The organism is Candidatus Hydrogenedentota bacterium (genome assembly GCA_013359265.1).
Classification (GTDB): domain Bacteria; phylum Hydrogenedentota; class Hydrogenedentia; order Hydrogenedentales; family SLHB01; genus JABWCD01.
In genome coordinates this window covers 28,249-49,867 of sequence record JABWCD010000026.1, presented here as the reverse complement: position 1 = coordinate 49,867, position 21,619 = coordinate 28,249, and the positions used below count along the sequence as shown (strand labels likewise).

Annotated in this window: 17 protein-coding genes; 8 read left to right on the top strand and 9 right to left on the bottom strand. The window is 60.3% G+C overall.

Features of this window, described 5'->3' with window-relative positions; translation table 11 throughout:
* Position 1: 1 nt before the first annotated feature.
* Entirely contained in the window at positions 2–826 is an 825-nt protein-coding gene (locus tag HUU46_20170; GenBank protein NUM55963.1) for an SDR family NAD(P)-dependent oxidoreductase, read from the bottom strand.
* A 286-nt stretch (positions 827–1,112) separates the two neighbouring features.
* On the opposite strand from HUU46_20170, the gene surE reads away from it, so the two are divergent.
* The 4 genes from surE (at position 1,113) to HUU46_20150 (ending at position 4,481) form a co-directional block, all read left to right on the top strand.
* Complete coding sequence (surE, locus tag HUU46_20165; protein NUM55962.1) at positions 1,113–1,865, top strand: 5'/3'-nucleotidase SurE; 753 nt, start codon at positions 1,113–1,115, stop codon at positions 1,863–1,865.
* A gap of 74 nt (positions 1,866–1,939) precedes the next feature.
* Positions 1,940–3,775, top strand: a complete 1,836-nt coding sequence (gene glmS, locus HUU46_20160; GenBank protein NUM55961.1) for a glutamine--fructose-6-phosphate transaminase (isomerizing) — start codon at positions 1,940–1,942, stop codon at positions 3,773–3,775.
* Positions 3,776–3,879: 104 nt separating this feature from the next.
* The gene (locus HUU46_20155) at positions 3,880–4,158 is read left to right on the top strand and encodes a type II toxin-antitoxin system RelE/ParE family toxin (GenBank protein NUM55960.1); all 279 of its coding nucleotides are present in this window, start codon (positions 3,880–3,882) and stop codon (positions 4,156–4,158) included.
* 11 nt (positions 4,159–4,169) lie between these two features.
* Positions 4,170–4,481, top strand: a complete 312-nt coding sequence (locus HUU46_20150; protein ID NUM55959.1) for a HigA family addiction module antidote protein — start codon at positions 4,170–4,172, stop codon at positions 4,479–4,481.
* 20 nt (positions 4,482–4,501) lie between these two features.
* On the opposite strand, the gene HUU46_20145 is transcribed toward HUU46_20150, so the two are convergent.
* The 3 genes from HUU46_20145 to HUU46_20135 all read right to left on the bottom strand — a co-directional run bounded on the left by HUU46_20145 (position 4,502) and on the right by HUU46_20135 (position 6,547).
* Positions 4,502–5,329, bottom strand: coding sequence for a YhfC family intramembrane metalloprotease (locus tag HUU46_20145; GenBank protein NUM55958.1), 828 nt, complete (start codon positions 5,327–5,329; stop codon positions 4,502–4,504).
* A 61-nt stretch (positions 5,330–5,390) separates the two neighbouring features.
* Entirely contained in the window at positions 5,391–6,206 is an 816-nt protein-coding gene (locus HUU46_20140) for a hypothetical protein (GenBank protein ID NUM55957.1), read from the bottom strand.
* 2 nt (positions 6,207–6,208) lie between these two features.
* Complete coding sequence (locus tag HUU46_20135; GenBank protein ID NUM55956.1) at positions 6,209–6,547, bottom strand: helix-turn-helix transcriptional regulator; 339 nt, start codon at positions 6,545–6,547, stop codon at positions 6,209–6,211.
* A 177-nt stretch (positions 6,548–6,724) separates the two neighbouring features.
* On the opposite strand from HUU46_20135, the gene HUU46_20130 reads away from it, so the two are divergent.
* Positions 6,725–8,248: a hypothetical protein gene (locus HUU46_20130; protein ID NUM55955.1), complete on the top strand. Its 1,524-nt coding sequence runs from the start codon at positions 6,725–6,727 to the stop codon at positions 8,246–8,248.
* Between the two features lie 78 nt (positions 8,249–8,326).
* Here HUU46_20130 and HUU46_20125 read toward each other — a convergent pair whose 3' ends face one another.
* On the bottom strand, positions 8,327–9,850 hold the full coding sequence (locus tag HUU46_20125) for a DegQ family serine endoprotease (protein NUM55954.1): 1,524 nt from the start codon (positions 9,848–9,850) through the stop codon (positions 8,327–8,329).
* A 284-nt stretch (positions 9,851–10,134) separates the two neighbouring features.
* Here HUU46_20125 and HUU46_20120 point away from each other — a divergent pair, with 284 nt between their 5' ends.
* From HUU46_20120 to HUU46_20110, 3 genes are all read left to right on the top strand, one after another.
* The gene (locus HUU46_20120; protein ID NUM55953.1) at positions 10,135–10,704 is read left to right on the top strand and encodes a TlpA family protein disulfide reductase; all 570 of its coding nucleotides are present in this window, start codon (positions 10,135–10,137) and stop codon (positions 10,702–10,704) included.
* A gap of 68 nt (positions 10,705–10,772) precedes the next feature.
* Positions 10,773–14,609: a twin-arginine translocation signal domain-containing protein gene (locus tag HUU46_20115; GenBank protein NUM55952.1), complete on the top strand. Its 3,837-nt coding sequence runs from the start codon at positions 10,773–10,775 to the stop codon at positions 14,607–14,609.
* A 2-nt stretch (positions 14,610–14,611) separates the two neighbouring features.
* The gene (locus tag HUU46_20110; GenBank protein ID NUM55951.1) at positions 14,612–16,027 is read left to right on the top strand and encodes a sulfatase; all 1,416 of its coding nucleotides are present in this window, start codon (positions 14,612–14,614) and stop codon (positions 16,025–16,027) included.
* Between the two features lie 77 nt (positions 16,028–16,104).
* Here HUU46_20110 and HUU46_20105 read toward each other — a convergent pair whose 3' ends face one another.
* From HUU46_20105 to HUU46_20090, 4 genes are all read right to left on the bottom strand, one after another.
* Positions 16,105–16,929 (bottom strand): alpha/beta hydrolase, encoded by an 825-nt coding sequence (locus HUU46_20105; GenBank protein ID NUM55950.1) that lies wholly within the window; start codon positions 16,927–16,929, stop codon positions 16,105–16,107.
* A gap of 12 nt (positions 16,930–16,941) precedes the next feature.
* Positions 16,942–17,838 (bottom strand): substrate-binding domain-containing protein, encoded by an 897-nt coding sequence (locus HUU46_20100; GenBank protein NUM55949.1) that lies wholly within the window; start codon positions 17,836–17,838, stop codon positions 16,942–16,944.
* A 209-nt stretch (positions 17,839–18,047) separates the two neighbouring features.
* Complete coding sequence (locus HUU46_20095; protein NUM55948.1) at positions 18,048–19,019, bottom strand: ABC transporter permease; 972 nt, start codon at positions 19,017–19,019, stop codon at positions 18,048–18,050.
* Positions 19,016–21,502: an ATP-binding cassette domain-containing protein gene (locus HUU46_20090; GenBank protein NUM55947.1), complete on the bottom strand. Its 2,487-nt coding sequence runs from the start codon at positions 21,500–21,502 to the stop codon at positions 19,016–19,018. Before HUU46_20090 ends, HUU46_20095 begins: the two co-directional genes overlap by 4 nt.
* Positions 21,503–21,619 lie beyond the last annotated feature (117 nt).

Below are 21,619 nucleotides of genomic sequence, written 5' to 3'. Positions count from 1 at the left end.
CCTACTTCTCGATCATCTTGGTCGTCCAGCGCCAGACCGCGCGGTTGCCGGCCGGCCAGATGCGGTTCAGCCAATAGCCGAGCCACGACTCGGGCGAAACGGGCACGATGGCAGTATTCCGTTTGATCGCCTTCACGATCGCGCGCGCAACCTTTTCGGGCCCATAATTGCGCCTGTTGTAGAAAGCCATAACTTTGCTGCGCAGGCGGTCGGCATCGTCGTGGCCGGTGATGCGTGCCGCTTTCGTAATGTTGGTTTTGATGATGCCGGGGCAAATCACGGAGACACCAATGTTGTGATCCCGGAGGTCGCTTCGCATGCACATCGACAATCCGAACACCCCGAATTTTGCGGTCGAGTAGCCCACAATATCGGGGGTCGGATTGAAGCCGAGCATGCTCGATACGTTGACAATGTGCCCGCCCGAACCGCGCGCGGCCATCTTTGGCGTGAAGAGGTGGCAGCCATGGATCACACCCCATAGATTGATGCCGACAATCCACTGCCAATCCTCGTACGAGGTCGAGAGGATCGTGCCGACGAGCCCCACGCCGGCGTTGTTCACGAGGATGTCCACTGCGGGCACAAGGGCGTGGACCTTGTCCGCGAACGCGCGCATCTCGTCAATCGACGACACATCCACGCGCTCGGCCAGCAAACATTTCGAGAGCGCATCGATCTCGCGCCGGACGGGGTCGAGCGAATCCGCGTTGATGTCGCAGACGATCAGCCGTGCGCCTTCACGTGCCAGTGCCAAAGCCGTCTCGCGGCCAATGCCGCTGCCCGCGCCCGTCACCAGCGCGACTTTCCCGGAAACGTCGCGCATGTCCCCTCCCGTCCACCACGGGTAGCGTATTGCTGCCGGTGAGCTGGTGTCAACGGCAATCGGGTGTCGAAAACGTTGCGCTTGGCGTTTTGACACTGCGATTGCGCGAACACGCTCGATTTGACGAAAGGGTATCTATCCGATCCGTTGGCCATCGGAAACCCGATTTCCGCGTATGTGCATTTGATACATTTCCCCCGGCTGTGATACCGTTTTCTGACTCTGCGCGTGGCAGGGGGCTTTTGACTGCCAGAAGCCCCAACGAGCTCCCCCGTTTCGGTAACTCATGGCGAAACCGCAAATCCTTGTCACCAATGACGATGGAATACAAGCGCCCGGTTTGGCGATCCTCGCGGAAGCGCTGGAGCCGTTGGGCGACGTTTGGGTGTATGCGCCGGACCGGCAGCAGAGCGCGGTCGGTCACGGGGTATCGCTTCACCGGCCGCTCCGCGTAACGCCGTTCAAACCGCGCTGGTTCATGGTGGACGGCACGCCGACGGACTGCGTGATGCTGGCAGTTCGCGACCTGCTCGAGGCGCGGCCGGACATCGTCGTCTCCGGCGTGAACCCCGGTGCGAACCTGGGCGATGACGTAACCTACTCGGGCACGGTCGCCGGCGCGTACGAAGGAATGCTGCTGGGCATCCACGCGGTCGCGGTCTCCGACGTGGCGTACGAACCGATGCACATGGAAACGTCCGGTGCCATCGCGCGCCAGATAGCCGAGAAGGTGTTGGCGACCGGCTTGCCGCCGGACACGATGCTGAACGTAAACGTGCCGGATGTGCCGGTCGACCAACTGCGCGGCGTGCGCGTAACGCGCATGGGCCGGCGGCATTACGAGGACGAGATCGTCCGGCGCGAAGACCCGCGCGGGCGCTTGTACTACTGGATCGGCGGGAACGCGCCGAGCCATATCGTCGAGCCGGGGACGGATTTCGACGCGATTGAGCAATGCTGCGTCAGCGTGACGCCGCTGCACCGTGACGTGACGAACCACGCGGCGCTCGAAGCGATGCGGGGAGCGTACGAGAAGTAATTCGATGCGGCACTGACCGCATTGACTATAGATGACACGACGCCGATGCGAATGGACAAAAGGAGCGATCGAACATGTGCGGAATCGTAGGGTACATCGGAAAGAAGAACGCCGTTGACATCATCATGTCGGGCCTGCACCGGCTCGAATACCGCGGGTACGACTCCGCGGGTGTCGCGGTCATTCGCAACGGGTCGCTCGATTGCGTCAAGAGCGTCGGCAAGCTCGTAAAGATGGATGACAAACTGAAGCAGAATCCCCTCGACGCGCCGCTGGGCATCGGCCACACGCGCTGGGCCACGCACGGCGTGCCGAGCGAAGTGAACTCGCACCCCCACTTCGACAACGACTTGGAGATCGCCGTCGTCCATAACGGCATCATCGAGAACTACCAGGAACTGCGCGAGGAACTGAAGAAGGGCGGCGCGAATTTCCGCAGCCAGACGGACACGGAGACCATCGCGCACCTCGTGCGGAAATACTACCAGGGCGATCTGTTCGCGGCGGTCAAGCGCGCGCTGCAGGACGTCGAGGGGGCATACGCCATCGGCGTCGTGTGCAAGAAGAACCCGGACGTGATGGTCGCCGCGCGTCATGGCAGTCCGTTGATCGTCGGTCTTGGCGATGGCGAGGCGTTTATCGCCTCGGACGTTCCGGCCATCATGAAGTACACGCGGAAAGTGCTGTACATCGACAACGGGCAAGTCTGCGAAATACGCCGCGACGGATACAAGATCGAGGACCTGAAAGGCAATCCCGTCAACCTGGAAGTGAAGACGGTCGACTGGGACGATAGCGCCGCGGAGAAGGAAGGGTATCCGCACTTCATGCTGAAGGAGATCAACCAGCAGCCGGACGTGATCAAGAACACCTTGCGCGGCCGCGTGACCGAAGGGTCGGACACCGTGCAGTTGCCCGACATGCAGGTGACGGAACAGGAACTGAAAGACCTCAAAAAGATCGTCATCGTGTCGTGCGGCACGGCGTGGCACGCGGGGCTGGTCGGCAAGTATCTGCTCGAGAAGTTTGCGCAGGTGCCGGTCGAAGTCGATATCGCGTCCGAGTACCGCTACCGCGATCCGATCGTGCACCCAAATACGATGGTGATCCCGGTGACGCAGTCCGGCGAGACCGCCGACACGCTCGAAGCGATTCGCATCGCGAAGAAGAAGGGCGCGAAAGTCGTTTCGATTGTAAACGTGGTGGGATCGAGCATCGCGCGCGAGTCGCACGGCGTCATCTACACGCAAGCCGGACCGGAGATTGGCGTGGCGTCGACGAAAGCGTACACCTCGCAGATCACGGCGTTTGCACTGTTTACCATTTGGCTCGGCGAGACGCGCGGCGTACTCACCAAGGCGCAGGGCCGCGAGATGATTGCGCATCTGCGCGCGATTCCGGACAAAATCCAGTGGTGCCTCGACCATCAGGAAGATGTCATCCGCTGCTCGAAGGACCCGAAGTATCTGAACGCGCAGAGCGCGCTGTACCTCGGGCGCAGCTACAACTTCCCGAGCGCGCTCGAAGGCGCTTTGAAACTGAAGGAAATCAGCTACATCCATGCGGAAGGTTATGGCGCGGGTGAAATGAAGCACGGCCCCATCGCGCTGGTCACCAACGAACTGCCGGTTGTCTGCGTCGCGACGAAGGGCGACGTGTACGACAAGATGGTCTCGAACATCCAGGAAATCCGCGCGCGCAGCGGGATTGTCCTTTCCGTCGCAACGGAAGGCGATGAAGCAATCAAATCGCACAGCGCCGACGTGCTGTACGTGCCGGATTGCTACGAGCCGTTCAGCCCGATCGTGGTCGCCGTGCCGTTGCAGTTGCTCGCGTACTACATCGCCACGAACCGCGGCTGCGACGTCGACCAGCCGAGGAACTTGGCGAAGAGCGTGACGGTGGAGTAACCTTCTACTCGCCCCATTCGAAGCGGCGGGTGCTGCGAAGCGCCCGCCGCTTTAGTTTTGCATGGATTTGACAAGTGACAAGCGACACGTTACACTATGACGTTGTGATTCGACATATTCGCAATAAGGCGCTGCGGGCGATATGGGAAAACAAATCCCATCGAGGTATTCCTTCCGAGCATTCCGAGAAAATCACCCGTATTCTGGATGCGCTTAATTTGGCATCGAAACCAGAAGATTTGAATTTTCCGGGCTGGCGCCTACATCCGCTTAAGGGCGATATGGTTGGATTTTGGTCTGTAACCGTTCGCGCAAACTGGCGCATCGTATTCAGGTTTGTGGAAGGCGATGTGACGGACATCGACTATTTGGATTACCATTGAAAGGACTTGCCATGAGCAAAAAGCGCCCGACTCACCCGGGCAAGTATGTTCGCCACGATTGCATCGAACCGCTGGGCCTGACGATAACGGCCGCCGCGAAGGCCCTTGGAGTAACGAGGCAAACGCTTACCAGTCTTGTAAACTGCAAGAGTGGCGTGTCGCCCGAGATGGCCGTGCGGCTTGAAAAGGTGTTCGGGAGCACGGCGGAAATGTGGCTGCGGCTGCAGACCGCATACGATCTTGCGCAAGTGATGAAACGCGCGTCCAAGATCAAGGTTAAGCGGCTCTATCCGGTCCGTGCACCGCAATCTCGCGTGGCGTAAGGCGCACCCAATCCAAACCCTCACAGAGTGTCTTTGTGCACTTCTGCGGTGTGCGCCTCGGGCGACCAGCCGTTAGCGGCATTGGGCGCGCGATCATTCCAGTTCTCGTGGCACCAACGAATGATCGGCACGCTGACGATCGCGAAGGGCAAGATCGCGAGTTCGATCCACCACATTGACATCGTGGTCACGGCGCCACTGAGGTGTGCGCCTCCTGCGACTCCGTCGAGCAGGGTAAAGATTACAAACCCGTAAACGACGAGGATGGGACGACTCCTTGCAGCGCCAAGCAAGATGAGCGCGCGCGTGGACACGTGACAGAGAATCGCAATGGTGCGTTCGGCGGGACCGAGCAGAAAGAACAGCGGCGTCGTCGCGGCTACTTTTTGAATCTGCTCGACAATGATTTCCGTGCCGGGCACACCGGCGATTGCGGCGCCTGCATTCGCCACGCCCGATAGCCCCAACAGCAGCGCTTCAAACGCGCCCGCGCCGACACCGATGGCGATTCCGCGCGTGGCATCTTGCGCCAGTTGTCTCCACACGAGCACTGCCGCGAGCGTGATGCCCATTTCAAAAATGCTGGACTCTATTCCGAGGTAGAGGCTCCCAAGGATGAGGTACGTGAATTGTCCGGTCCCCCCTTTAAGCGGCGGGAGGACGAACGGGTTCGCAATGAGCGCACAAACGACCTTCAAAACGACTGCGACGAACCAAATTCCCGCGCCGACCCAGTACCAGCGAAACTGTGGCCGGACCAAATACGAACAGATCGCCACCGACGACATCGCGACCAACATCATTCCGATGCCGGAGAAGAGCAAGAAATACAGATTTGCCGCGCCCATAAAACACTTCCCCCGATGGCCGACGCGCCGACGCTTGACTACGAGTATAGCGCGGATGGGATTATTCGTCGATCTTCAGGCGTCCCCATTTCTCGTAGCGTTCGTGTTCCTTCACCATCACCCACGCTGTAAAGGGCATTCCGACGACAAATGAAAAGACTACCGCGGGGATGAGGATTCGAGCGACGCTTCCGAGTGCGTACAGAGTAACGGCGGCGACACGTGGCGGCGCGGTGAGATACTCGACGAAGAGCCCGCCGAAAACAATAATCAGTAACTGCACTCCGATGAATGCATTCAACGAAATGACACGGAGAAACAATCCCGCCGAGTGCATCTTGGACAGATTACGCCGCAATCCGGTCACTTCGACCAGCACGTGTGCGATGAATGCACCCAGGCCAATCAAACATGGCATCAAGAGCAGGCTGGAGCACTGCGTGGGTAGGTCGTGCCATTCGTGTTCACCGGCGAAACCCGAGACCAACGCGGGGCCGTGATCAATGACGAAGAGTAACGCAATTAGCAAGACCGCAAACATCGTCATACATATAGTGCGTACGAGGACAAAATGTATGGCGCTTTCGTCGTGCGAACGATCGAACCAGGAGTCAAGTGTCGCAAACGGCAGCTTCACGAACAACATCCGTTCCAGGAACGGAACGGTCGCCTGCAGATCGTTGCGCAATGCCTCTGGATCGCCCAGTTGGGTCATTGCGAAGTCTTGTGCCTGCTGCTGCGTTGTCCCACGTGCCATGTCGTCTTCGCAGCGCCGTTCCAGATGCGCCAACAATTCCTCGCGCATTTTGTTCTTGCGCCGGCCGCCTGCTCGGATCGGTCGCACGATGCGCTCAATGTGTATTCGCAGCGCTTCCATGGTTAGGCCTCCACAATGCGATCCATAACGGACACGAAATTCCGCCAGGACTTTCTGCCGCGGTCGAGTTCGGCTATGCCTTTCTTCGTCAGACGGTAAATGCGGCGGCGTGGACCGCGGCGGGTTTCCTTCGCCGATTCCCAGCGGGCGGAGATGTGGCCAGATTGTTCCAGGCGGTATAACGCGGGATACAACGTGCCTTCCTTCAATTCGAGGGCTCCAGAACCGGCGTCCTCGATACGGCGCAGGACCTCGTATCCATGCGCTTCGCCCCGCGCGAGAACGGAAAGAATGAGCGTCGCGAGGTGGCCGCGCAGTTCGTCTCCGGATATCTTCGGCATGAATACTATTTAGACAGACTAAATAGTATTTGTCAAGAGGGCATTTGGTATGGTGGCGGCAGAGCGAGGGGAGCCATAGGAGGTATGGGAATGATGGGACACATGGGAGGCGGGACGTCTGTGTGCGGGACAGTGTCTGCACTACGTCGGAGCGTGTGCGCATGGGTTCCGATCACGATGACCATTTTAGCGGTTTCAATGGCGTTTGCGGACGCGCCTACACAACGCGAGGTGCTGAGCGGGATCACGACGGACCGGATCGTGCAGGGCGTACCGTACGATCTCGCGGGCAAGCGCGTCGTGTTTACTGATTGGTACTGCATCCAGCCGGGAGATTTGGATTGGCGCGACGCTTCCGGCAAGAGCGTGTACGTGCACGGCGATTCGGACCTGTACGAAGCCGAGCACGTGGGGATCAACGCGCCGCGGGGGATTCGCATCGCCGCACAGAAGCCGACAGTGAAGGGCCCGATTGATCTTCCGTATCGCACCATCATGCAGCACGACGGAAAGTACAAAGGCTGGACGTCGTCGGAGTACTGCGAGTCGACCGACGGCATGCAGTGGACCAGGACGCCGCTCGTGCTTGACACGGGCCACAAGGACGGCGTGTTTCACGTCTTCGTCGATCCGGTTGCGCCGCCGGAGGAACGCTACAAATCCGTCTGGGTGGGCCACATCACGCGGGCACAATTTGACGAATACCGCGCGAGACGGCCCGACGGGTGGGAACCGCGCGCGATATTTCTGTTGGGCGAAAAGGACGAAGTCAGTTGTATTCGCGGAAGCGTGTCGCCTGACGGAATCCTATGGACGATGCTGCCGGACCCGCTCGTTGTCGAATACAGCGATACGCACAACACGTGTTATTACGACGCCGCGCTCAAAAAGTACGTGATGTACACGCGCTACTGGTCCGTCGGACCACGGACGGACAAGCTGCCGCCGGACATTCGCGGTTCGTGGACGGGCGTTGGTCGCCGTGCCATTGGCCGGAGCGAGTCTCCGGACTTTCGCGCCTTCCCGCCTTCGACGATGATTCTCGAACCGGCGCCGGACATGCTGCCGTCGGAATCGCTCTACACAAACTGCCTCACGACCATTCCCGGCGCGCCGGATCAATATTTGATGTTTCCCACTATCTGGAATGCATCAATCGACGACACTACACGCATCGCGATGGCATCGAGCCACGACGGGGCCGTGTGGCATTGGACGCCGGGCGGGGACATTCTCGAAACCGGGCCTTTCGGCCAATGGAACGGCGGCTGCATCTGGGCGCACCCAAACCTCATCGAGCTGCCGAACGGAGATTGGGCCTTGCCCTATGTCGGGCACAACGTGCCACACAAATATCCACGTGGGAAGCGCGCCGGTGGAGGCGGCTATGCCATCTGGGAGAAAGGGCGCATGGTTGCCGTGCAGGCAGACGACTCTGGCGAGTTTACGATGATGCCGGTGATCGCGCCGGGGCGCGCGCTAAAAGTAAATGCATTAACGGATAGGGTCGGTTGGGTTAAAGTCGAAGTCGTGGGTAAGGACGGACGCCGCTTCGAGGATTGCGCGCCAATCGTCGGTGACCGGCACTGGATCCTGGTGAAATGGAACGACGCAGGCGATATGGGCGTGGACGCGGGACAGCCGGTCACATTGCGGTTTCGATTGAATCAGGCGAAGTTGTTCGGGATTGAATTCGAGTAGGGATCAATACGGCGGCGGAAGATGGGCCGATTCCCATCCTCCGCCGCGCGGTTACGCAGTACTACGTGCGTAATTCCGTTACTCGACTTCGATTGCCACGTAGCGCGAGCCGCCTTCGCCCTGCACGCGCAGCAATGTTGTGCCGTTCTTACCTTCTCCCAACGCGTCCTGGAATTGGCCCAGGTCCGCGACCGGTTTCCGGTTCACTTCCGTGATCAAATCGCCACTGCGAATACCGGCGCGCATCGCGGGCGAGCCCGGCACGACTTCGGTGACGAGCAATCCGGTCTTGCCTTCGTATCCGAACTGCTTGGCAAGATCGCCGGTCAACGGCTGTATGCCGATTCCCAGCTTGCCCTGCGACTGTTGCTTGCCGGAGGTCCGCGGCGACGCGGCGGCCATCTCTTCGCTGGTCTTTTCGCCAACCGAAACAGACTTCGTAATCCGCTCGCCGTTGCGCGCGATCGTCAGTTCGACGTTCTTGCCCTTGGGAGTCATCGCAATCTGCGTTCGGAACGCCCCGGTATCGCCCACGGCTTTACCGTTCAATTCGACGATCACGTCGTCCTGCTGCAGACCCGCCTCGGCCGCAGGCGAATCAGGCGCGACTTCCGCGACGAGGATGCCGCTGCTTTCTTTCGAGTCGAAGTACTTCGCAAGTTCCGGGGTCAGCGGCTGGATCACGATTCCGAGGAAACCGCGCGTGACCGTCCCGTTGTTCTTCAATTGGTCGGCAACGTACTTCACCATGTTGATTGGGATCGCAAAGCCAACGCCGTCGTTTCCGCCGCCGCGGCTCACAATCGCCGTGTTCATGCCGACGACCTCGCCGTGGATGTTCAACAGCGGACCGCCGGAATTTCCGGGGTTGATCGCGGCATCGGTTTGGATGAAGTCCGAGTAGAAATCGCCGTCAACGATGCGCACATCGCCGCGCCCGCGCGCACTCACGATGCCGGAAGTCACCGTGTGCGACAGACCGAACGGGCTTCCGATGGCGAGCACCCACTCACCCACGCGCAATCTGTCGCTGTCTCCCAGCTTTGCCACCGGCAGATCGCGTGCGTCAATCTTGATGAGCGCAACTTCCGTCTGCGGATCGGTACCGACAAGTTCCGCCTGGAACTCGCGGCCGTCCGTGAGCTTCACCGTCAACCGATCGGCATCGTTCGCGACGTGATTGTTTGTCAAAATGTAGCCGTCGGACGAAATGATGAAACCCGATCCTTCGCCCACGCGCATCGGCGCGTCAAACCGGTACCCGCGCGGGACCTTGAACATCGGCGGCAGCGGAAATCCAAAGAAGTTGTTCGGCTCGTCGCCGTCGTAGAAGCCGGCCGGCATCTGCGCGGGCTTCTTCTCGATCGTGATGTACACCACCGCGGGCGACGCATTGTCCACAACGTTCGCAAATGCAGTGCCGAGCGCCTCGACGGCCGCCACGGAATTCAGGTTATCGTTTGCGCTCGCCTGCGCCGGGGGCTGTTCCGCAAAGGTGTCGTTGCCCTTTGCCCTTCCGGGCATCAGAAACAACGTCGCCGCAACCGCAACAACCACGGCGCCTGCCCAAAAAAGGTTTCTCTTATCAGCCCACACACTCATACACTCTCTCCTTTCACCCGGTACGGACAAAATGTTCGGCGGGCTCTGGGCGCCGCCAGATATACCGGATCGTTTCATGCCTCTAGCAGTCGGCATGCCAATCATGCAAAAGTGCTGTAACTGATTGCGCCATTTAGCGTTGTTGGCTTGACTACAAAACAAAGTTCGCCCGGGCCATGCTCGATTTGAGGCACGGTGCTGCGGGATGGAAGAACTGCTGAAATGACGACTGTCGCCCAGCGAATATACCTTCTGCACACGAACTCGCGGTGCCGGAGGGTCGAATGACGTTTGCTGACTCGCTACGCCACGTTGGTCTGGGGATAATGGTTTGCGCCGCCGCAATCGTACCGGCGCTTACAATGGGCAGACGCGCCGCCGTCAGTCCGTTGCGCGTCGGCGATGTTGCGCCGCAACCGTGCCTATCCGACTGGTTGCAGGGAATCCCGATCGACTTCGACGCGCCGCATGGCGTTACCGTACTCGTCTTCTGGGGAACGTACTGCCCACCATGTCGCGACGCAATGCCGGTCCTGTCGCGCGCACAGGAGCGGTACGCGAAGGACGGCGTGCGCGTCGTGTGCGTGGGCCACGAATCGCGCGAGAAGACCGCCGCGTACCTCGGGCGGTTTTCGCCGCCGCTTCGGCAGTCGTTTGCCCTCGACAGCGGTTGGATTACCAGCAGGCTGTATCTCGAGGGGCTGGACGTTTTCGGTATTCCGCTCGCGGTCGTCGTCGCTCCGGACGGGACCATTGCTTGGCACGGCGACCCGCTGGACGAAGGCCTAATCGCGGCTATCCAGGGATCACTCGACAGTTCGAGCGCGCGAAAACTCCAGATTCGATTACGCTGACGTTTACGACTACGATTACAGGCGAACAGTGCGGTCAGATCGGTTCGCAATCGGAAGGGGCGGGCAATATGTCAAAATCCGGGTTCTCGTGTTGCGGAGGCAAAGAATGTTGCGGGGGCGGGACGGATTCAAGCGACGGTCTCCACCGGCGCGATTTCCTGAAGGCCGCCGCGGTCGGCGGTGTCGGCGCGGCAGCGCTGCTATCGGTCGAGCAGGCGAACGCTGCGGCGCAAGCGGTTGCGTTCGATCAGTGGAACGCTTCGCTGCTCGAACGGGGCGAAACGCGCATTTACCGCGGCGACGATCTGAAGCATATCGCAATGCCGCTGGGCGGTATCGGCGCAGGGCAAGTCTACCTGCGCGGGGATGGCACGCTTAACCCGTGGCAGAATTTCAACAACTTCAACAGCAACGCCATCGTCCCGGATTCGTTCTTCGCGGTGCGTACCAAGGACAGTCGCGGCGCCGTTCAGGCGCGCCTGCTGCAACTGGGCGATCGCGAAAACGCGAAGGGCGTGCAGGCTATCGAGTACTCGGGCGAGTATCCGTTTGCGTGGATTCGCTACAACGACGATGCGATACCCGTGCGCGTGGGCCTCGAGGCGTTCTCCCCGTACATTCCGCTAAACACAAAGGACTCCGGGCTGCCCGCGGTCCTGTTTCGGTTCACGATACACAACGACACGGACGCTCCCGTGGACACGGCGGTACTGGTGGCAATTCCGAATCTCGTGGGATGGGACGGGTATTCGCGGCCGGAGCCCGGTCCGGCAGACTCCGAATTCGGCGGAAACCGAAACGAAATGCTGCGGGCCGGCGGCGCGACGCTGCTCGATATGACCGTGTCCGAGGGCAATACGCATGAGTTGTCGGTCCCGATAAACCTGCGCACAAACGACGGCGATGTAGCGCGGCACATGCGGCACTGCACGAACGTAAAGGTGTACTACGGCCGCCCACTGCCGGCGCGCAAGGAATCGACGGAAGGCGACGTGTATTGGGTATCGGATATCAATGGGCGGCTCTCGGCGAACGAGCTTTCGGCATTGTTGGATGTTGTCGAGGCGGGAGCAACCGCCATCGTCACATGCGATGAGTTCTCTCTGATTCACGATGCGTTGAACCCGAAAAAAGCAGCCGCCAAGGCGGATATCTTCGAGAATTTTGAGACCGGCTCGTATGCGAACTGGAAGATCGAGGGCGACGCGTTCGGCGATGCGCCGGCGACAGGCACGTTTCCGGGGCAACAGAAGGTGTCCGGGTGGCAGGGTACGTATTACCTGAATTCGTGGGCGAACGGCGACGGACCCGTCGGCAAGGCAACGTCGCGCGAATTCACGATCGAAAAGCGGTTCATTCACTTCCTCGTCGGCGGCGGCGCGCACGCAAACGAGACCTGTATCAATCTCGTCGTGGACGGAAAGACAGTCGCTACGGAGGTCGGACAAAACACCGAACAGTTGCGTCCCGTCCGCTGGGACGCGTCCGAGCATCTAGGCAAAAAGGCTGTGATCGAGATCGTCGATACCAACACGGGCGGCTGGGGCCACATTCTGATCGACGACATTCAGTTCAGCGATGCGCCACGGCTGTCGCTGACCGACCCAGTGCTTGCGGAGCGATTGCGCAACGCGCTGCCGTTCACCGCGCGCGGCACGAAAGCCTATGACTTCAAAACGCGTGCGAAATCCGCGGAACAAAAGGAGTTGGGCGAGATCGAGTCGCCGCCGCGATGGACCGTGCGCGGTTTCAAGTTGAAGGACGGCGCAAAGATTATCACCCGGGACGAGCGCGGTGCGCCCCCCAGAATGATCGCCGGCCCATGCGGAAATGGCCGCCTCGTTATTACGAATGGCGCAATGCACGACGAGGCGCAAGGTAATACCAAGAAACTGTTGATTGGCGTCGTGCTCGCCAATGCCATCGAAGGGGCAAGATACAAACCGCAAAATGGCATTGCCGCGGATTCGCCGCTGGCCGGATCGATGGCGTTGGCGGTGCTGCCGGAGCGCGGTGTCGTCACGCAGGCGCTGCCGCAAGCGCAATCGTTTAGGGAGATACTCGATCAGTTCGCGGAGGGTGTACTCAAAGCGACTACAGGCGGCCCCAGTCCGGAGGGACGTTCATGGACGGGCGCATTGTCCGCGCACGTGTCGCTTGCCGCGAAGGAAGAGCGCACAGTGACGTTTGTACTTGCGTGGCACTTTCCAAACCGCACGCGCGATCTCGCCTACGGTTGGGGGCCGGAACGGTACCAGTACGACCACCGCCTCGGGAACCAATACAACAATTGGTTCAAGAGCGCGAAGGAAGTCGTCGCATACGTCTCGGACAATCACGCACGCCTTGTCGAGGAAACACGCCGGTTCCACACGACGTTTTACAACAGCACGCTGCCCCAGTATTACCTTGACGCGGTCATCGCGAACGCGTCGCTCACGCGATCGCCCATTTACGTGTGGCTTGAAGACGGTACCGTTGGCGGGTTCGAAGGCGCGGACCGCTGCTGTCCGATGAACTGCACGCACGTCTACAACTATGCCATGACAACCGCGTATACGTTCCCAGCGCTGGAGCGCAACGTGCGCGAGACGGACCTCCTCGTGCAGATGCATCCGGAAGAACACTACATCCCGCATCGCACGGTGTTGCCGCTGTCGCTGCCGCGGCTCGGCAAAAATATTGGCGGACCGGAGCATCCCGCACTCGATGGCGAACTCGGCACTGTACTGAAGACGTATCGAGAATGGCAGATGCACGGCGATCGCGCGTGGCTTTCGAAGGTGTGGGACCGCGTGCGGTTACTCATGCTGTATATCATGAAAGAGCATGACACCGACGGTGACGGCGTGATCAAAGGCGAGCAGCCGAACACCTACGACACGCACCTGTTCGGAAGCAATACGTTCATCGGTACGCTGTACCTTGCCGCGCTGCGCGCCGCGGAGGAAATGGCGAACGTCATGGGCGACAAGGATTCCGCCAAAACGTTTCGAGATCGTTTTGAAAAAGGCCGCGCGGGGTACGATGCGACGTGCTGGGACGGCGAGTACTACAAGAACGTGTTTGATGCGCCGAGCGCGGACGACAAGACGTACAACAGCAATAACTGTTACGGCCCCGGCTGTTTTTCCGATCAACTGCTTGGCCAATGGTGGGCGCACGTTTTAGGGCTAGGCTACGTACTTCCCGAGGAACGTGTGCGGCAGGCATTGTACGCCATCTACAAGCACAACTGGCGCGCGGACCTTACCGATCACAAGCACAACCAGCGCGTGTTTGCGGCAGGCACGGAGAAGGGACTGCTGGTCGGCTCGTGGCCAAAGGGCGGGCGGCCCGAACGGCCCATCCTGTACTGCGACGAGGTGTGGACCGGTATCGAGTATCATGTCGCCGCGACGATGTTATACGAGGGCATGGTCAACGAGGCGTTGCAGATCGTGCGAGGGGCGCGCGATCGCTACACGGGCAGCCAACGGAACCCCTGGTCGGAGATCGAATGCGGCCAGCATTATGCGCGCGCGATGTCGTCCTACAGCCTTATGCACGCCGCGGCGGGGCTCGTGTACGACGCGGGCGCCGCGCGCATTTCCATGGCGCCTCGGTTGATGCAACACAACTTCAAGGCATTCTTCACCGCCGCGAACGGGTGGGGGTCGTTGTCGCAACTGCGAAATAATAAGCTACAGCGCAACAGCGTCGAGGTGCGTTACGGGACCGTGGAACTGAAGGAGTTTGTCGTCGAAACGTCGCATACGACGTCGCGCCCGCAAGTGGCGTTCGAGGCGGGCCGCGAAAAAGCTAGGGGGACCGCGACGTTTACCGGTGGCGCGTGTCGCATTGCGCTACACAAACCCATTGTTCTCGAATCCGGCGACTCCATGAACGTCGTCTTGTCGTGGTAACCATGAAGATTCGCCGCCGCACATTCATCGCCTCCGCCGCGACCGCCGCAACCGCCGCGCTCGCGGCGCCTTCTCCATCGCGTAAGCCCAATCTCGTCTTCGTATTCGCCGATCAATGGCGCGCGCAGGCGACGGGCTATGCGGGCGATCCCAACGTTAAGACACCAAACATCGATCGGCTCGCCACCGAAAGTATCAATTGCCGTAACGCAATCTCCGGGTGTCCGGTTTGTTCGCCATACCGCGGCACGCTTATGACCGGCCAGTACCCCCACACGCACGGCGTGTTCGTAAACGATGTGCCGCTGAACAACGGCGCGACGTCATTCGCACAGGCGCTGAACGCCGCGGGGTACGCGACCGGATACATCGGCAAGTGGCACATTGACGGACACGGGCGGTCGAGTTTCATTCCGCGCGAGCGGCGGCAGGGCTTTGAGTTCTGGCGCGTGATGGAATGTACGCACGATTACAACAACAGCTATTACTACGGCGATGACGACACAAAATTGAAGTGGGACGGCTATGACGCCGTTGCGCAAACGCGCGAAGCGCAACGGTACATCCGGGAACGGCAGGACGACAAGCCGTTCGCGCTGTTCCTCTCCTGGGGACCACCGCACGATCCGTATGAGACCGCGCCGCCGGAGTACCGTGCGATGTACAACGCCGCGCGACTCATATTGCGCCACAATGTCCCGGGCGAGTTCGAGGCGACTGCGAGCCGAATCGCCGCCGGGTATTATGCGCACTGTTCCGTGCTCGACACCTGCGTAGGCGATTTGCTGAAGACTATCGACGACTGCGGTATCGCGGACGACACGTTGTTTGTATTCACGTCCGATCACGGCGATATGCTCGGGTCGCACGGCGAAACGCACAAGCAACGCCCGTGGGACGAATCGATTCGGGTGCCGTTTCTGTTGCGGTACCCGCGCCGATTCGGCCGCCGCGCGCGCAACTGCGACATGCTGCTGAACAGCGTTGATATCATGCCGACGCTTCTCGGTCTGTGCGATGCGCCGTTGCCGCAATCCGTTGAAGGGAACAATCGCTCGCGCGAGTTGTCGCGCAGCGGTGTCGATGACGAGGATGCCGCGCTGCTTGCGTGTTACGTTCCGTTCGGTCAATGGACCCGCGCGAAGGGCGGGCGTGAGTTTCGCGGCATACGCACGGCGCGCTACACGTACATTCGGTCGCTCAACGGACCGTGGCTGTTGTACGACAACGAAACCGATCCGTACCAACTGGCCAATTTGTGCAACGTTCCCGGTTACGAAAAGCTTCGGCGCCATCTCGATGCGATTCTTACCCGGAAACTCGACAAAGCCGGCGACACGATCATGCCGTCGCAGCATTATATCGACAAGTGGGGCTACACAACGGACGCGAATGAGACGGTCCGGTATGCGCCGTAATGGAAGCTCTTCCAACGCTCGGTTTATCTTCCGGTATCGTTGAGAAAGTCCTTGGAGGAGCAGAAGGCGCAAACCGATCAATTCGCGCGAGCGCTCGTCAAAAACGATTCGATTTGAGGCCTATATCGCGATTTCGGCGGCACGGTATCGTAGTGGTCGCCGCGGGTTTCGATGAAGTGCTTGGGTTCCGGTGCGCGCGCGTAGAGCGCCTTACCGTGAGCGATTGGGTATTGTGTGTCATCTATGCTGTGGATGATAAGCACCGGTGACTGTACCTTTCCAATCTTGTCAATGCAGCGAAAATGACTGCGCAAGAACCAGTCGGCGGGGAAGTACGGGAAATTCGAAAAAGCTGCGTCCGCCATGGAAGTAAACGTGCTTTCCAGGACGAGTGCTGCAGGTCTTACCTTCGATGCAAGGTCGCACGCGGCGGCGCCACCGAATGATTGACCCCATATGATAATCGAATCTGGCGGAAGGCTGCGCTGTTTCGTCAGGTAGTCCCACATCGCCTTCGCGTCGGCGTATACCCGCTCTTCCGACGGCGAGCCTGTGCTTTCGCCATAGCTGCCGTAATCGAAAATCAGTACGGAGAAATTCATTTCGCGGAACAGACGCGTAACATCAAGATGCGAGCCGACATTGCCGCCGTTACCGTGGCAAAGGAGAATTGTGCCACGGGCGTTTTCCATTGGGAGATACCAGCCGGTCGTCGTTTCGCCGTTCACGGGCATGACGATGTTCTCAAAGGCCCAACCAAAGTCGCCAGGTGTTCGTGTCACCTCGCGTGCGGACTGGTAGATCAGCGGCTGTTGTGCAAAGAAAAAGACGACGTAAAACACCACAACCACGACGGCAAATAGAACGAGCGCGCGCAACAGTACGTGAAGCGCCCGTTTCATTGCGGCGTTCCTTTAGAAGTCGTACTGGCCGATGTTTTCCTTGCTGAAGACAATCGGATCGCCGAGGATTATCTGATCGCCGTCGAGGATGCTGCGTTCGCCGAGCCGACCGGCTTTGAACGTCGTTGCGCCGGGTGTGAGATCGCCTTTGGCGGACGCGGTGGCGGCGTGAACGGCGAGGTAGCCAAGGTCGACCGGGTTCCACAGCACAAACTTCTTGACCGTGCCGTCGGCGATGTACTCCTTCATGCTGTTCGGAGTGGTGAGTCCGGTGAGGAACACTTTGTCGGCCATGCCGGACTTGCGAAGCGCTTCGGATGCGCCGGGGAGCGCGACGGACGTAATCGCGAAAATACCCTGCAAATCGGGGTAGGCCTTCAGCGAATCGGCGGTAACCTGCGTCGCGAGCGCGGGGTCCTCTTCCGAAACCTTCGGCGTTTCGGACAGATTCTTCAAGTTCGGATATTTCTCCTGGCGGTATTTTTCCATTTCCGCCATCCAGATATTTTGATTCGCGGCGGTGAGCGAGCCGGTGACGATGAGGTACTTCGCTTCGGGTCCGGCGCCTTCGGCCATGACGTCCATCAAGGCGCGCGCAACGCTTGCGGAGGTGCACTGGTTCACGAAGAAATCGCGCGCCTCCTTCTTCGCGTCGGCATCCCACGCGATGACCGTGATACCACGCTTGCGCGCCTTTTCGAGCACGGGTGCGATGGCGTCGGGATCGTTTGGCGCGACGGCGATTGCGTCGAATCCTTTCGCAATCCAGGTCTCGATCATCTGCACCTGGAGTTGAACGTCGTTTTTCGGCGGCCCGTCAAACACCACTTCGACGCCCAGTTCCGCGCCGGCCTCTTTCGCGCCTTTTTCCGTCGCGGTGAAGAAGGGAATGCCCACCAGCTTCGGCATGACACCGATGGTCAGTTTTTTTGCCGCGGCGGGTTTCGCGGGTGCTGCGGGGGCCGTCGCAGTTTCGGGTGGCGAAGCCGGGGTGGAACTCGATGCGGGTTGGCTCGGTTGGCATCCCGACAGCGCAACAATCGCCGCAATCACGAGGACCGCGAAGCGCGCCGGGCGCTGTGAATCCAAAATCCAAAATCCAAAATCCGAAATCTTCCTCATGCCCGTTCCCCTCTCGCACTGACCCATTCGTTGAACACCGCGGTGGCAATTAACAGTACGCCCACGAAAATGATGATGTACTGGGACTTTACGCCCGCCATTTCGAGCCCGTACTTCAGCATACCGATGATCAGCAAGCCGAGCAAAGTGCCCGTCACCGAAGCCCGGCCTCCGCTGATCCGTGTACCACCGACGACGACGCATGCGATGACGTCCAATTCGAGACCCTGCGCGGTGTCGGCCTTCGCGGTCGCGTAGAGGGCCGTGTGAAACAGCGCGGCGATGCCGCACAGCGCGCCACAGACCGTGTAGATGCCGAACTTCAGCCAGTTCGAACGTATGCCGGCGAATCGGGCGGCGGTCTCGCTTTCGCCCGTAAGTTCCGTAAACCTGCCGATCCACGTACGCCGCATGATAAGTCCGCCGGCAAGCACGACAACAGCCAGCGCAACAATGGGAGCCGGAACATATGCCGGCGAACCACCCAGCGGCAGCGAGAAGAGGTCACCTTGACTAATCCAGGTGAACCCGCCTGGAAAGCCGCCCTTCGGCGCGCCCTTACTGAAGCCCATCGCGATGCCCCTAAACAGGGCCATCGTCGCGAGCGTTACCACCAGCGGGGGGACGCCAAGCAGGCTGACGACACCGCCATTGACCGCTCCGGCGATTGCGCCGATGAGGATTGCCGCAAAAGAGGCGAGCGTGATCGGAGCGTGGAGATCTTGAAAAACAATGCCCAGCACGATTCCCGACAAGGCGACTATCGAGCCGACGGACAAATCGATCCCCGCGGTTGCGATGATAAAAGTCATCGGCACGGCGATGATGCCCGGCACCACCCAGTACCGAGCGCGATCGAGAATGTTGAACCAGTCGAAGAAGCCGTCGACGGTCAGACTGAATCCGGCAAACATGGCCAACAGCACGGCAAGCAGGGCGGCGTCCCGTCCGAGCAGCGCGCGCATCATGCGGGTTTCCGCAGCCGTTGGAGCGACGTATCCGTCACGACCGCGCCCAGTATGAGCGCGCCGACGAACAGGTTTTGCCAGTACGAGCTGATGCCGAGCAGGGTAAGCGCGTTGTACATGAGCGCGACGAGAAACGCGCCAAGCAGCGTGCCGAACGCCGAGCCGCGCCCGCCGAGAATATTTGTTCCGCCGATAACCGCGGCGGCGATTGCTTTCAATTCGAGACCGTCGCCAGCGTTCGATTGCACGTTGCCGTAGTATGCGCCGTGCATAATGGCGGCGATGCCGGTGAGCGCGCCCGAATAGGCGAAGACGAACAATGTCAGCTTGGTCTTTGAAAGTCCGATTAATCGTGCCGCGCTCTCGCTGTTGCCGATCGCGAGGGCCTTCCGGCCCACGAGCGTAAAGTGCAGGACAATGAACGTAACGAGCGTAACGGCGATGACGTAGTAACAGACCTTTGGCGCGCCGAAGAGTGTCCCATCGGCCAGCGCGCGGTACGACGCGGGAAGGTTTACGACTTCGCGCGCGCTTAACACGTATAGCATCGCCCCACGGTAGATGCTGATGCCGGCGAGCGTGACGATAATGGGATGAATGCGCGCGATGAGCGACGTAGCCGCGTTCAGCATGCTGAACGCGCACCCCAGTACGCATGCGGCCGCAACACATACCAAGGGGGGCGCCCCGTTCAGCGCGGCCATGCCGGCGATCGCGGCGATCAGCCCCATCATCGCGCCAACGGAGATGTCGATCCCACCCGCGCAGATAATCAGCATCGCGCCTTGCGCCATGATGCCCGGTAGCGCGGCGTTCGCCAGCACATCGAGCAGGTTTTGCGCGGTTGCGAATTGTTGTGGGCGCAGTATGGCCATGACTCCGCACAGCGCGAGCGTAATGGCGAGCAGGCCTCCCTCGCGAAACGCCGCGGCGCGCACCGCCGCGCTGCGCGTCGCCGCTGGCACGGTTTCCGCTGCACCTGATTTCGGCACAGCGGCAGTGGCAATGGCATGTTCTTCGTCGGATCGCGGGTCGAACTCACCCGTGATTTTCCCGGCTGAAATCGTTATAACGCGATCGCTCATCGCCATGATCTCGGGCAATTCCGAGCTGATCAGCACTACCGCGGCGCCGCGATCCGCCATGTCGTTGATGAGCGCATGAATCTCGGTTTTCGCGCCGACGTCCACGCCACGTGTCGGTTCATCGAGCAGAAACACCTTCGGTTCGACCGCCTGCCAGCGTCCAAACACAACCTTCTGTTGATTGCCACCGCTCAACGCGCCGATGGGCTGCTCGATCGACCGGGCGCGTACGCGCATGTCGCGCACGACTTTCTCGCCAAGCGCGACTTCGTCGCTACGTCGAATCCACGTCAGAGACGACAGGGATGGCAACGCGGCGACACTGGCATTCGCGCGCAACGGATGACTCCTGAACACGCCCTGCACAAGCCGGTCTTCGGGCAAATAGGCGATGCCGTGTTTTACCGCGTCGCGGGGCGAGGAAATGGAAGCTTCGGCGCCGTCCACCTTGACGTGACCCGAGCGCAATCGCCGAATTCCGAATACCGCCTGCGCGAGTTCGCTACGCCCCGCCCCGACAAAGCCGTAAACGCCGACGATTTCGCCAGCTTGCACGCAGAGCGACACGTCCTTGAACGCATTTTCCGCGTCGGTGGCGCCTACAACCTCAAACCGAAGCGCGCGTTCCGTTTCATGCGTCCGTTTGGGTCTCCGTACGGATTCGACGCGCGCACGTCCGATCATTAAGGAAACGATCTTCTCGATGGACAGTTCCGCCGTCGGGTGCGTCGCGACAGTCTCGCCGTCGCGCATGATTGTCACCCGATCGCAGAGCGCCGTGACTTCTTCGAGTCGGTGGCTGACGAAGACGATGGCAACACCCGCACCGCGCAACTCGCGCAATCTCGCAAAGAGGCTTTCGATTTCATTGCCGGTGAGCGACGCGGTGGGTTCGTCGAGAAACAGCACGCGCGCGTTGCGCGACAACGCGGCGGCGATTTCCGCCATCATACGGCGGGCGACCGAGAGACCGCTTGCCGGCGCGCGCACGTCGAACGATTCGCCCATTTCTGCGACCATGCGGGCGGCCGCGCGATGCGTTGCCGCCCAATTTATAAGTCCGAAGCGGCCCGTAACCAGCCCCTGCGACAACAGCATGTTTTCGGCAATGCTCAACTGCGGAAAGAGATCGGCTTCCTGGTGTACGACGGCGACGCCAAGCGCGCCAGCGTGACGCGGATTGGCGAGGTGTGCCGTGTTCCCATCGATTTCGACCGAGCCGGCGTCCGCACGCAACACCCCCGTGGCTATATTGATCAGCGTGCTTTTCCCGGCGCCGTTCTCACCGACCAGTCCGTGGATTTCCCCCGCCTGCACGTCGAGCCGAGCGCCGCGTAACGCGGGCGCACCGCCGAAGGCTTTTCGAATATCGATCAGGCGCAATGCCATGTCTGACATGATTGCCCGATGGTAGAGAGCAAGTCCCCAGGGGTTCAAATACCGAACATCTTCAAAGCATCCAATCGTGGGGGAGCCAGTTTGGCCCGCGCGAACGCTGAGATGGACAGGAACAAG